A 12,746-nucleotide genomic window follows, 5' to 3' on the forward strand; every position below is an offset into this window, starting at 1 on the left:
GTCGCAGGGTACGGGCTCATCAGGTCTCTCGGCCTTGCGGGAGTCCCAGTGGTTGCGCTGAGCGCGAGAAGGTGCGATTCCTTCTGCTCGCGATATCCACGGGAACGTCTCATCGTTCCCGACCCTCTGCAGAACCATATCGCTTTTGTCGAGTGGCTGGCGGACTACGGGCGGCGGCAGGACTCGAGGCCGGTGCTGTTCATGGCAGAGGACGTCTACGCCTACATCGTCTCGGCGTATCAGGACCAGCTTGCCGAGCACTGCCTGTATCCCTATCTGCCAGTCAACAATCTGGAACGCTTCTTCAGCAAGGATATCATGTTGTCGTGCGCGGAGCGCGCCGGGTTGGCCGTGCCGCGATGGATAGCCCGACCGACGCATGATCAGCTCGAGGGTTGGCAGGACTTCCCGGCGGTGGTTAGGCCGCTGGTTTCCCGTTTCAGATTCAAGAACGGCGAACTGCGGGACGTGGTCGCATTCCCGAGGGCCTTTGGAGGAAAGGCGATTCGCGCCGACGACCGCGAGAGCCTGGTTCGGGCTGCGCAAGCCGTCGAGGATCTGGGGATAGAGTACTTCGTTCAGAAGATGATTCTCGCTCCGAACTCGGACTTGGTCAGCTTCAAGTTCGTGGCGGACGGTGACCATGCCGTTCCATCGGCCTTCATCGGGCGGAAGATACGGCAGCATCCAGCGGACTTCGGTACCTGCGTCGTCGGACGTGCCGACTACGTGGACGCAGTCTTCGATGAGGGGCTGCGATTTGTCAGGGAGTCCGAGTACGTCGGGGGCGGAATGATCGAGTTCCTGTGGAGCGAAGAGGACCGGCGCTGGTACTTCATCGAACTCAATCCGAGGCTTGATTACTGGGCGGGTATCGCTGTGGATAGGGGTGTCAACCTCCCGTTCCAACAGTACCTCCTCAGTACCGGCCAGAGTCTGCTCGATGTCAGGCAGAGAGACGGCGGAAGGTACTGGATTGATGTTGCATGCGATCTGCGAGCGCTGAGGTGCCGTAGGCGAATGAGGGACTGGCCCATTTCCGTTCGCGAGATGGTTTGGCCCTACCTCTACTTCAACGAGGCGGTCTTCAACTGGAGGGACCCCCTGCCGGGAGCATTTCGGCTGATCCGACCGTGTGCGGGCAGGGCGGCGCGATGGCTGTTGCGCCGATCCAGGATCAGGGGACAATAGTTGGCTGCGACAGCACGGGAACTGATCATCAACTTCACGCCGACGGGTATGATACCGACGAAGGCGGTGAATCCTCACGTTCCGATCACGACGGATGAGATCATCGAGGATGTCCGCCAGGCGTGTGCGGTCGGCATCACTTCGGTGCACTTGCACGCTCGCGATGAAGCAACAGGGGAACCCACTCATAGCGCGGTCATGTACGAGAGGATCATCACGGGTGTTCGGGAGTTTGCGCCGGACCTGGTCATCTGCGTCAGTCTCTCCGGGCGGACGTGGTCCGAGTTCGAGAAGCGCGCGGAGCCTCTGAATCTGGCCGGAGCCGCAAAGCCCGACATGGGCAGCCTGACGCTGAGTTCACTCAACTTCAGCAGACAGGCCAGCGTAAACGCACCGGACACGATCATGCAACTCGCCGAGCGGATGAAGGATCGCGGTATCAAGCCTGAACTTGAAGCATTCGATTCGGGCATGATCAACTATGCCTGCTACCTGGCAGAACGAGCCGTGATCGGTCCCCCTCACTACTTCAACCTGATTCTGGGGAACATTGCTTGCGCCCAGGCGGATCTGCTTCATGTAGGCATCATGATTCGCGACCTGCCGGCTAGTTCCCTCTGAAGTGCCGGAGGTCTCGGGGATCGACAGTTGCAGATGAACTCGCTCGCTGTAGCGATGGGCGGTGGTGTAAGAGTCGGCCTAGAGGATAGCGTATGGTACGACGTTGCTCGGACGAGCCCCGCGCGCAACCAGGAACGTGATCGCCTTCCTTGGAGTGACGTTGACCGCTCATACAGGGCGGGCTATACTCAGATGCTGGGGTTGCGCGTGTTGTGATGGCGAACCTCTCGAGTGTGGTACAGGTGATAAAACATTGGATGGGCTCCTGATCGCAACTCCGTTTCCACCGGCGAGAGGTGGCATTCAGAACTACCTTCTCGGTCTGTACTCGAATCTGCCGGAGCATAGATTCTGCGTCCTCAGCCCCCGCCAACCCGGCTGCAGGGATTTCGACGCGGTTCATAGCCGTTTGGCGATCAGGCGCCCCCGCCGCATGCCGCGGATACGCGGGGCGAGAAGCGTCGGCATCTTCATCGAAGCGATGCGGGTCGTGGCTTGCGATAGGGTTCGACACATCCACTGCGGTGTTGTGTTGCCTGACGGTCGCGTCGGGTATCTGCTGCGGAGGATCACAGGTCGTCCCTATCTGGTCTACGCATACGGCATGGAACTGTATGGCTCTCCCGCGTATGAATCCCTCATCACAAGTATTCTGCGCGGCGCCGGCACGGTGGTGGCCATTAGCCGCTTCACCCGCAGTCGGCTGCTCGATCTGGGGGTGGACGCCGCTCGGATTGAGTTGATACCGCCTGGCGTAGACGCAGATTTCTATGTCGCTGGAGAGAGGGACAATGACATCAGATCGAAGCTCGGCCTGCAGGGCAAGAAGGTGATTCTGAGCGTCGGACGACAGGTCGAGAGAAAGGGCAGCGACACGGTCATCAGGTCGCTGCCGGAGGTTCTGAAGATAGTTCCGAATGCACATTACGTTATCGCGGGCGACGGTGATTATCTGTCGCGGTTGCGCGACCTGACCCGCGAGCTCTCACTGGAGCGATGCGTGACCTTCGCGCTGTCCCCCACGGATTTCGAGATGCCGGGACTCTATGCCATGTGCGATGTGTTCGCGATGGTTAGCCGCACGCTCCCCGGCAACGATTGCGAGGGCTTCGGGATAGTATTCTTGGAGGCTGGAGCCTGCGGGCGGCCCGTTATCGGCGGGGATTCCGGCGGCATCCCGGACGCCGTCGTGGATGGAGAGACCGGGTTTCTCGTGGATTCTACGGATGTGGGCGCGGTAGGCAGAGCTATCGTCCGTCTTCTCGCGGATGACGGGTTGGCACGCCGCATGGGAGAGGCCGGAAGGCGGCGTGTGCTGCGCGGGTTCACCATTCAGTCACAGGCGGCACACCTGTCGCGAGTGATACGGGGACAATCCTGAGATGGATTCTCCGGTGTCAGGCGGAAGGAAGGCAAGGAACGTGCGGACAGTGATGAGGTTGCTTCGGCGATGGGTGATTAGCCCGGTCGCTAGCCGGGTGATTCTAGGCTGGGTTCTGCTCAGGTCGGTGGCCTTCGGGCCTCCCAGAGTCCTTATGTATAACAGCCACATCAACGTCGCGATCCTGCGTTGGTTCGGGGCGACCGTAGGGAAGGGGGTCCGCGCGCATCCTCCTATCACGCTCCACGCTTGCGAGGACGGGTATGGGAATCTGTTCCTGGGTGACGGATGTAATCTCAACGCGAATGTCTATCTTGACCTATCCGGAAAGATCGTTCTCGAACGGGGTGTCGGGATCGGCCCGGGGGCGATTATCAATACGCACAACCGGTTCAACTACGACGAATACTTGGAAGAACGTCTGTCTCATCAGTGCGGAGTCGGGGAGGTTATCGTCAGAGAGTGTTCGTCAGTCAAAGCGAACGCATTGGTTATCATGGGAGTCACGATCGGGAGGCACTGCGTAGTGGCAGGTGGTGCCGTCGTGAACCGCGATGTTCCGGACTACAGTTTCGCCGTCGGTGTGCCTGCAAAGGTGCAGGATAGCCTTGCGCCCGAGACTCTGGCTGAACGGGCCGGTGAGTCGTCCGCTTGCGAGGATCGGGGATGACAGGATAGATGCATTGTCGCGCTGAATGCATCGGTTCTCGAGGCGCGCGGCATCACATGGCTATGAGTGCATCGCAGAGATGCTGGAAGATATAGATGGACTGGAATCCAGGTGACGGCGAGTTTCGCAGCAAGACGGTTCAAGGGATCGGTTGGAGTCTGTCCAGCCAAGTCGTGAATCAGGCTATCGCCATGATTGCGGTGGTCGTCCTCGCGCGGCTGCTGTCTCCGCGCGAGTTCGGGTTGTTGGCCATGGTCACCGTTGTGACCGTCTTCGCGGAGCTATTTTGCGACATGGGTTTCAGTGCCGCGTTGATACAAAGGCAGGACATAACGCAGGAGCACCTGTCCTCGGTTTTCTGGTTCAACCTCGGCGTCGGTGTATCCCTCACGGCGATCTTTGTCGGCGCCGCTCGACTGCTCGCCGACTTCTACGGTGAGCCGGTCCTGGCCCCGCTCACAATGATTCTGTCTGCAAACTTTCTCATAGGTTCTCTGAGCATCGTTCAGCGAACGACACTAGTGAAATCCATGGAGTTCCGACGGCTTGCGATTGTGGACATCGTCGCTACAGGCCTGTCCGGGAGCATTGCTGTGGCTATGGCCTTCTCGGGCGCGGGGGTGTGGAGCCTCGTCGGGCAGGCCATCGTGAGATCGGGTACGTCTACCGTACTGCTGTGGGTTCTAGGCGGATGGCGACCGTCGCTGATCTTCCGCTGGCGCGATGCCGGGGAACTCCTGTCTTTCAGCCTGAACGTCTTCGGCAACAAGATACTGAACTACTGGGTTCGAAATCTCGACTACCTCCTCATCGGGCGGTATATCGGCACACAGCCTCTGGGCGCGTATAGGAACTCCTACCAGATCATGCTTTTTCCTCTTATCAGCGTCTCGGGGGTTATCTCGAGAGTAATGTTTCCGGCCCTTTCGATGATACAGAACGACATACAGAGGGTGCGAGGTGCGTTCCTGCGATCAACCCGGGCAATAGCCCTCGTCACCTTCCCTATGATGACCGGCCTCTTCGTCACCGTAGAACCGTTCGTCATGACGGTCCTGGGCCCGAAGTGGGTTCAGATGATCCCGATTCTTCGGGTCTTCTGCTTGGTGGGCCTGATGCAGTCCATCGGCACGCTCAATGCAAATCTGTTCCTGTCACAGGGGCGCGCCGATCTGCAGTTCAGGCTCGGTTTGGCGCTCAAGGCGATCTCGATGCTCGGGATCATCATCGGTTTGCGGTGGGGAGTACTCGGCGTGGCTGTGGGATACTCCGTCACGTCGGTCATGAGTTCCTATCCGGGATTCTACTTCGCAGGCAAACTCGTAGGCCTTACCTATTGGCGCCTATGGCGGGAACTGTCGGGGGTGCTCGCCTGTGCGCTCGCGATGGCGGCTGCCGTATGGGGAATCAGCGTCCTGCTGCCCTCTCGGCTGCCCGTGCAGGTCCTGTTCGCATCACAAGTCGCTGGCGGACTTGTGGTCTACGCGGCGCTCTTGCACTTCCTTGGGATAGGCGCATATCGCGACGTCAGGCAGTTTGTCTGGGAGAACATCCGGCATCTGCGCGCCTCCCGGCTTGAAGGGGAGACGCCATGACACCGGCGAATCTACCGACCGTGATGCACATCCTGGACGGCTATCTGCCTGTGACGGAGAACTGGCTCTATCGGCAGATGATCGGTATCACGCGGTATCGGGTCGTTGCCGTTCCGGGGAGGTTGTACGAGGCCCGGAGCTTTCCGCTGGATAACCTCTGCGTGTGCCCGCGCTTGTTCGCCGCGCCGAGATCATGGGCCGGCCGTGCCGCCAATCGTGTGGCTGAATCTGCGTTCTGCGTGCAGTCGCGTCGTCAGGCGAGAGTCGCGAAGCGCTTCCAGGCGAGTCTGCTCCACGCCCACTTCGGGCAGACGGGGTACAACAGCCTGGCGGCGAAACGGTTCGCCGGGTTGCCACTGATAACCTCGTTTTATGGAAGGGATGCCTGCCTGTTGCCCGGAGTCCATCCAATATGGCGAAGGCGGTATACGCGCCTCTTCGCGGAGGGAGATCTCTTCTTGGCCGAGGGAAACCACATGAAGTCCACCCTGGTTTCGCTCGGATGTCCGCAGGAGAAAGTGGTTGTTCATCATCTCGGCGTGGATCTGAACGCCTTGCCGTTTGCCATTCGACGGCCCGATGATGACGGGACGATCAGGATTCTGGCCGTGGGAAGGTTTACGGAGAAGAAGGGCTTGTCATATGCGGTTCGCGCGTTTGCAAGGGTGGCGCGTGAGAGAGTGGGCGTGAGGCTTGTACTAGTCGGCGACGGTCGGGGAAAGGCTGAACTCGCTGAGAAGGCCGAACTTCTTCGGTTAGTGCATGAGAACTCCCTTGGCGACAGGGTACGATTCACGGGTTACGTTGGCTACCCGGAATTCCTCTCACTGATCGGAGAGACGCACATCTGCATTGCCCCCAGCGTCACCGCAGGCGACGGGGATGCGGAGGGAGGCGCGCCGGTGTGTCTGATCGAAATGTCCGCGTCGGGCATGCCTGTTATTGCCACCCGGCACTGCGATATCGGTGAAGTGGTGCTTGACGGCGTCTCCGGGTTCCTTGCCCCCGAACGTGATGTAGACTCACTCTCGGAGCGCCTGTTGCATCTCGTAGATCACCCGCAAATCTGGCCGGCGATGGGCGCCTCCGGCCGGAGGCATATCGAGAAGAACTACGATGCCGCCAGACAGGCAGTGTGCCTGGAGCGGACCTACGACAGTCTGTTGGGCCGTGCAGGCCCTGATGAGAGCCCTTGCTGATGGCGCGTCCTCTTCCTTGACTCGCACCGCTCGCGATTGCTACACTGACGCGGGAGATGGGCATGGAAGGCGGTCAAGAGCATCCCAGTCGGTCGGCACCTGACAGGATCAGAGTCCTGTACGTAGATCACACGCCGATTATGGGCGGCGCACAGATCTCCCTGCTTGAGCTGGTGCAGACGCTCGATCGCTCGCGATTCGATGTGGCCGTCGCGTGTACTGATCGCTGTCCGGCTGTCATGAGAGGCATCGAGGATGCGGGAGGCGATGCTCTGGTCGTGCGCGTCCCTCGTCTTCGAGGAAACCCGCTGACTCTGCCCGTGCGCTGCGCTGCCGGCATCTCCGACCTGGTTGGAGCATGCCGGGAGTTTCGTCCTGACGTAGTGCACAGCAATAGTGCGAGAACCCACGTTTACGGTCTGGTTGCTGCCCGCATCTCGGGGGCGAAGTCCGTGTGGACGCTGCGCGACATGGAGTTTCCTCGCGCGTTCTTCAGACGTCTCGTCGGATTCACGGCGGGGGTTATCTGTGTCTCTGGAGCCGTGCGCGACCACTACGATCCCGGCCACCGATTCGCAGGGGTCCATCTGATACCCAACGGGATTCTTGTCCCGCCGCTGGATGTCCCGCATGAGCGAAGTCGCGTACGTGCGGAACTTGGTATTGCGGAAGACGTACCAGTCGCGGGATCTGTGGGAAGGATGCTGCCTTGGAAGGGTCAGGATCGCTTCCTTCTTGCTGCTGCTTCGGTCCTGCGTGAACTGCCCGACGCCAGATTCGTCTTACTGGGGAATCCCGATCAGCCGGACTATCTGCGGGGGCTAGAGGAACTTGCCGATACCAATGGCATCGGCGAGCGGGCCGTCTTTGGAGGATTCCGGGAGGACATAATCCCTTCTATCACTGCGTTCGATTTGCTCTGTCACACTTCTCTCGCGCCAGAACCGTTCGGCAGGGTATTGGTGGAGGCAATGGCAGTGGGGGTGCCGGTGATCGCTTCACCGACGGGAGGGCCCCTGGACATCATCGAGCATGAAGTCAGCGGCCTTCTCGTGGATCCTCAGGACACGAGTCTTCTCGCAGAGAGCATGATTCGTCTCTTGACCGATAGAACTCTTCGCGAGAGGCTGTCTCGCTCCGCGCGCTCCGCCTTCGAGACGAAGTTTGACCAGGCGCGGGAGACCGCGTCTGTAGAAGCAGTCTATGAATCGGTCATGATGTGCGGGCGGGGGGACCGGTGCGGATGAGAGTTACGCTCGTGCAGATCAACCTCACCGGAGGAGTTTCTACGCATTTGTATCACGTCCAGGTCTTTGGACTGGCCAGGCGTCTTGCTGAATCGGGGTGCGAGGTTACGATCATCACGGGGGAAGACCATGGGTGCAGCGTTCGGTCCGAGAACCGCGACGGATACGAGGTCATCTACCTCCCTGTCCTGGCGCGGAAGATGAACCAGACGCTGGTACGGAGTCTCTGGAGCTCCATCCGCGAGAGCGAGCCCGATGTAGTTCAGGTGGCCGAGTTGATCGAGCTGACAACCTTGCAGACGGTGCTCTGGTGCCGGCTCCACAGCGTCCCGTGCGTGGTCTGGAATGGTGCCTATGAGTATCGCGGAAAGTGGGTATCACTTCAGAAGGCCTACCTGTTTACGGTGGGCCGGGCGATCTGCCGAAGCGGGTGCGAGATGATCGGCAAGACAACCGCAGCGGGGCGGTTCCTGGAGCGATTGGGCGCTCCGCCTTCGAGGGTCTGGGTGATACCGGTCGGCCTCGATACCGAGACCTTCATCGGCAGGAGAGTGGCGCCCCCTGACACCTCCTGGGTGCCTGGGGAACCCTTCGTTATGAACGTGGGACAGATGACTGCAAGGAAGAATCAGGCTACGCTGATACGAGCGCTGAAGCTGATTCACGAGACCTGCCCGGAGTTCAAGCTCCTACTCATCGGTGGTGGATCGGAGGCTGACTCGCTATATCGCCTGGCGGTATCGCTAGGTGTCGAGAAGAGCGTGGTAATGCAGAGAGCGCGAGTGGCAAACAGTGATCTGGCCGCAATCTACTCCAGAGCTTTTGTCACCGCGATCCCTTCGGAATACGAGATCTTCGGCATGACGATGCTGGAAAGCCTCGCGTGCGGAACGCCCGTAATCGGGCGGCGTACCGGCGGCATGGCGGATGTCATCCGCGATGGGGTCACCGGTTGGCTGTATGACGAGGACGATCCCGGATTCATCAGCGAGACCGTCCTCCGGATCTACTGCGATAGGGCTCAATACCTTGATTTTCGCCGGCGGGCCGCTGAGGACTCCTTTCAGTACGACTGGAAGATCATCGCGCCGAGGTTCCTCGAAGTGTACAGACGGTCGAGATCGTATACGAGGGAGAAAGAATGACCCCTTCGCTCCTTTTGTTTTACGCGGTCTGCTTCTTCGCAGCCTACTCCCAGGCGATGCGCCCGGAGTTCGGTCCGGTTCGCCTCTCGCTGCCGTACCTGCTGGGCACTCTCGGACTCGCCTTCATGGTCGCGGAGAGGGCATTCCGATGTTCGCCCAACCGGGCCATTTCGATGAGGATGTTCGTCCCGGCGTTGACCTTTGTGATGGTCTACGTCGTGCTTGGGGGCCTGGCGATCGTCCGGCTGCAGACGGGAACCATGACGAGTTCGCCAATCGCGCTCTTTCGAGTAGTTGAGCAGTTGGGACGGCTGGTCCTCAGCTTCTGTCTGATGCTTCTCACCGCGAACTCGGTTCGAAGCCTGGATGCCCTGGTCAGAGCCCTGACCATCGTGGTCGTGTCGGCGGGACTGGTAAGTATGTACGGCGTCTACCAGGTGATCGGCACCCTTGGCGGCTTCTACAGGCCGATCCTGCCGAACACGGCCTCGTATGGTCTTGCGCCCGGTGTCGTAGGGGTAACCAGGGCAACCGCTACGATGCAGGAACCGTCGTTCCTTGCGGGCTTTCTCTGTTTCGCTATTGCGGTTACGGCGGTTCTGATCGTCTGGCGTGGAGATCTGGGCAGAGTCGCTCGTGCGGTCCTCTGGTCTTCTCTCGGACTGGAACTGGCGTGCCTTCTTATGACCACCTCTACCGGAGGATTCGCTGGAGTTGCAGTTGTTCTGATGTCCGGACTCTACTTTCTCAGGCAGGCGGAGAGGCGCCGATTCGCCTTGGTATGGCTGATCTCTGCTGTCCTGCTGGCCCTGCCGATAGTACATATTTTGGCTCAGCCGGGGTTTCAGAAAAGGTTGATCATCGGGTCTGTTGGAAAGATAGGCCACGTAAGCGCGCAGGAGCGAACCGAGTTCATCCGGGCGGGACTCAGGATGTTCTCGGACAATCCGCTGATTGGGGTGGGGCCCGCGCTCTACGATAGCTATGCAGAGAACTACACGAGGGCCTTCAGCGTCTCCCGAATCATAATAGTCAACAACGTATACGCGGAACTGCTTGCGGAGACCGGGCTGGTAGGCTTTGTGTCGTTCATGATCATGTTCGCCTGCCTGTTCCGTCGCGCGATCAGGAAGATGCGTCGCGCGGGCGCCGACAGGCCGCTTCATGCGGCGATGGTGATATCGCTGAGCGCGCTTGCAGTTCAATTCATGGCGTATCCTACCTTTAAGATGGAGTTTATATGGCTACTGTTCGGTCTGATCGCGGCGCCTCTCCCCAACCGGGAGTCTGAGCGCGCAAAGAAGATGGCGGGGACCTAGTGTGGGCATGAGAATCGGCATCAATGCACAGCTCTGTTCGCCTTCGCTGTCTTATCGAAATGCCGGCGTTTCCAGGTACATCTCAAACTTGGTGAGAGCTCTCGGTGAACTGGACGACGCAGGTTACGATATCCATCTTTTCCTGCCTGCGGGTTGTGAGAACGAGACTTGCACTCGGCACAACGTGCACCGGAGATCGTGGCAGGGAGAAGGACCGGCAGCCAGGATTGCCTGGGAGCAGTTCGTTCTACCGGTGTTGAGCCGCACGCTGCGATTAGACGTCCTTCATTCGCCGATGCACGTGCTCCCCGTGGTCTGTCCGACTGCTTCCGTGGTTACAGTTCTCGACCTGACATTCATGAGGTATCCCGAGGCCTTTCCGCGGCATCAGCGCATGTACTTGGAATATGCTACCCGGCGAGCTGTCGCGAAAGCCGATGCCGTCATCGCGATTTCGGACTGTACGAGGGCAGACGTCATCAACCAACTGCATGGGGACCCCGATCGAGTTTTCACGATCCCGCTAGCCGCCGACGATTCCTTTCGGCCGGCGACTGTCAAAGAAGTGGCCGAGATTAGGCGACGCTATGGGGTGGGCGAGACGAGCGTGCTGTACCTCGGAACTCTCGAGCCGAGGAAGAACATCCCTGCGCTTCTAGAAGCGTTCCGGCAGGTTCGAACGGACCGCGACGGCGACTGCCGACTCGTGCTGGGTGGAGGCAAGGGATGGTACTACCGGGATGTGTTTCGGCGTGTCGAGGAGTTGGGGCTGAAGGATGATGTCGTCTTCACGGGGTATGTTTCGCAGGAGGATCTACCGGTCTTGTACTCGTCGGCTACCGTGTTTGTCTATCCAACTCTTTACGAGGGGTTCGGCCTGCCGCCTCTTGAGGCGATGGCATGCGGGACACCCGTCATCACCTCGAACACGTCGTCGCTGCCTGAGGTGGTCGGTGACGCCGGGGTCATGGTGAATCCATTGAGCGTTGATGAGATCTGTCAGGCAATCCACACGGTGCTCTCCCGCGAGGATCTTAGGAGAGAGATGAGTGCAGCGGGATTGGAGCGTGCGAAGCGGTTCTCGTGGAAGGAAACCGCCGGGCAGACGCTGAAGGTATACGCGAGCGCGTACGAACGATCAAGGAGACGTCGGCCGTGAAGCTGGCAATTGTCCATGACTTTCTCAACCAGATGGGCGGGGCGGAGCAGGTAGTGAAGGTTTTTCGGGAAATCTTCCCGGATGCCCCGATCTACACGTCCATCTACGTTCCGTCCGCGGTCTGCCCTTCATTCAAGGAAGCTGATGTACGCACTTCCTTCATGCAACGTCTTCCGATGATTAGGAAGCACGCTCGCAGGTACCTGCCGCTCTATCCCTATGCTTTCGAGCAGTTCAACCTGTCGGAGTATGATGTCGTACTCAGCAGTTCTTCATCATTCGCAAAGGGCGTGGTGACTCCGCCAAGCGCCTGCCATATCTGCTACTGCTATACGCCGATGCGTTTCGCGTGGACCTATCATATGTACGTTGAGCAGGAGCCGCTGTCCCGCCTCGCGAGGCTCTGCCTTCCCTATTTCATACACAGGGTTCGCAGATGGGACGAGATCACATCGAACAGGGTGGACAACTTCATAGCAATATCGCATGAGATTCGGCGTCGCATCTGGAAGCACTACCGCAGGGAGTCCGACGTCATCCACCCGCCCGTTGATACGACGAGGTTTGCGGTCAGCGACCAGGACTCGGGCTATTACCTGATCCTCTCCAGACTGCTTCCCTACAAGAAGATTGACGTCGCCGTCGAGGCCTTCAACGTCTTGCAGATGCCGCTCAAGATCGTGGGCGACGGGAGGGATATGACTCGGTTGAAGAGGATGGCCGGTCCCACGATCGAGTTCCTTGGCCGACTTCCGGACAGTGAGATGCAGAGATGCTTGCGCGAGTGCAGGGCCCTCGTCTTCCCCGGTTTCGAGGACTTCGGCCTAACGCCTGTGGAAGCGATGGCATGCGGCAAGCCCGTGATCGCCTATGCAGCCGGCGGTGCTCTCGAGACCGTGGTTGACGGGATCACCGGCAGGTTCTTTGACGAGCAGACCCCGGAGGCGATCGCCCGCGTCGTGAGAAGCTTTGATCCGACCGCGTTCGATCCGAGTGAACTGCGATCTCACGCTGAATCCTTCGACGTATCGGTATTCAAGAAGCAGATCAAGTGGTATGTTGACCAGAAGTACGACGAGCACATTTCCGGTGCTGCAATGTCCGCTGCTCCGCGAACCGGTATACTCGCTTCCTTAGACAGTCAGGCGTTTCAGCCGCGACGAGAGCACTCTCAGAGTACGACCGACGGACGATAGCCGTTGGCGCAGTCGACCGACAG

12 protein-coding genes are annotated in these 12,746 nt (G+C 59.5%); all 12 read left to right on the forward strand.

What is annotated here, in order from left to right; genetic code table 11:
* Positions 1 to 1,191: hypothetical protein (locus tag KBC96_12650; protein ID MBP6965244.1), on the forward strand; the 1,191-nt coding region annotated here is incomplete at its 5' end.
* The gene (locus KBC96_12655) at positions 1,192 to 1,812 is read left to right on the forward strand and encodes a 3-keto-5-aminohexanoate cleavage protein (GenBank protein MBP6965245.1); all 621 of its coding nucleotides are present in this window, start codon (positions 1,192 to 1,194) and stop codon (positions 1,810 to 1,812) included.
* A gap of 33 nt (positions 1,813 to 1,845) precedes the next feature.
* Positions 1,846 to 2,028: a 3-keto-5-aminohexanoate cleavage protein gene (locus KBC96_12660; GenBank protein ID MBP6965246.1), complete on the forward strand. Its 183-nt coding sequence runs from the start codon at positions 1,846 to 1,848 to the stop codon at positions 2,026 to 2,028.
* A gap of 37 nt (positions 2,029 to 2,065) precedes the next feature.
* On the forward strand, positions 2,066 to 3,193 hold the full coding sequence (locus tag KBC96_12665; protein ID MBP6965247.1) for a glycosyltransferase family 4 protein: 1,128 nt from the start codon (positions 2,066 to 2,068) through the stop codon (positions 3,191 to 3,193).
* Positions 3,194 to 3,233: 40 nt separating this feature from the next.
* Positions 3,234 to 3,863, forward strand: a complete 630-nt coding sequence (locus KBC96_12670; GenBank protein MBP6965248.1) for an acyltransferase — start codon at positions 3,234 to 3,236, stop codon at positions 3,861 to 3,863.
* 95 nt (positions 3,864 to 3,958) lie between these two features.
* On the forward strand, positions 3,959 to 5,458 hold the full coding sequence (locus KBC96_12675) for an MOP flippase family protein (GenBank protein ID MBP6965249.1): 1,500 nt from the start codon (positions 3,959 to 3,961) through the stop codon (positions 5,456 to 5,458).
* Positions 5,455 to 6,657: a glycosyltransferase gene (locus KBC96_12680; GenBank protein ID MBP6965250.1), complete on the forward strand. Its 1,203-nt coding sequence runs from the start codon at positions 5,455 to 5,457 to the stop codon at positions 6,655 to 6,657. The genes KBC96_12675 and KBC96_12680 overlap by 4 nt, the downstream gene beginning before the upstream one ends.
* Before the next feature lie 62 nt (positions 6,658 to 6,719).
* Positions 6,720 to 7,904, forward strand: coding sequence for a glycosyltransferase family 4 protein (locus tag KBC96_12685; GenBank protein ID MBP6965251.1), 1,185 nt, complete (start codon positions 6,720 to 6,722; stop codon positions 7,902 to 7,904).
* Positions 7,901 to 9,049 (forward strand): glycosyltransferase family 4 protein, encoded by a 1,149-nt coding sequence (locus KBC96_12690; protein ID MBP6965252.1) that lies wholly within the window; start codon positions 7,901 to 7,903, stop codon positions 9,047 to 9,049. The genes KBC96_12685 and KBC96_12690 overlap by 4 nt, the downstream gene beginning before the upstream one ends.
* The gene (locus tag KBC96_12695) at positions 9,046 to 10,368 is read left to right on the forward strand and encodes an O-antigen ligase family protein (protein MBP6965253.1); all 1,323 of its coding nucleotides are present in this window, start codon (positions 9,046 to 9,048) and stop codon (positions 10,366 to 10,368) included. The genes KBC96_12690 and KBC96_12695 overlap by 4 nt, the downstream gene beginning before the upstream one ends.
* Before the next feature lie 7 nt (positions 10,369 to 10,375).
* Positions 10,376 to 11,527 (forward strand): glycosyltransferase family 4 protein, encoded by a 1,152-nt coding sequence (locus KBC96_12700; protein ID MBP6965254.1) that lies wholly within the window; start codon positions 10,376 to 10,378, stop codon positions 11,525 to 11,527.
* Positions 11,524 to 12,723: a glycosyltransferase gene (locus KBC96_12705; GenBank protein MBP6965255.1), complete on the forward strand. Its 1,200-nt coding sequence runs from the start codon at positions 11,524 to 11,526 to the stop codon at positions 12,721 to 12,723. The genes KBC96_12700 and KBC96_12705 overlap by 4 nt, the downstream gene beginning before the upstream one ends.
* Positions 12,724 to 12,746: the final 23 nt, after the last annotated feature.

Source organism: Armatimonadota bacterium, assembly GCA_017993055.1.
In the GTDB taxonomy this organism is placed as follows: domain Bacteria; phylum Armatimonadota; class UBA5829; order DTJY01; family DTJY01; genus JAGONM01.

Coding starts and splice junctions, on each gene's coding strand:
- KBC96_12660 (MBP6965246.1), top strand. CDS start 1,846: ATGAACTCGCTCGCTGTAGCGATGGGCGGTGGTGTAAGAGTCGGCCTA.
- KBC96_12675 (MBP6965249.1), top strand. CDS start 3,959: ATGGACTGGAATCCAGGTGACGGCGAGTTTCGCAGCAAGACGGTTCAA.
- KBC96_12680 (MBP6965250.1), top strand. CDS start 5,455: ATGACACCGGCGAATCTACCGACCGTGATGCACATCCTGGACGGCTAT.
- KBC96_12685 (MBP6965251.1), top strand. CDS start 6,720: ATGGAAGGCGGTCAAGAGCATCCCAGTCGGTCGGCACCTGACAGGATC.
- KBC96_12690 (MBP6965252.1), top strand. CDS start 7,901: ATGAGAGTTACGCTCGTGCAGATCAACCTCACCGGAGGAGTTTCTACG.
- KBC96_12695 (MBP6965253.1), top strand. CDS start 9,046: ATGACCCCTTCGCTCCTTTTGTTTTACGCGGTCTGCTTCTTCGCAGCC.
- KBC96_12700 (MBP6965254.1), top strand. CDS start 10,376: ATGAGAATCGGCATCAATGCACAGCTCTGTTCGCCTTCGCTGTCTTAT.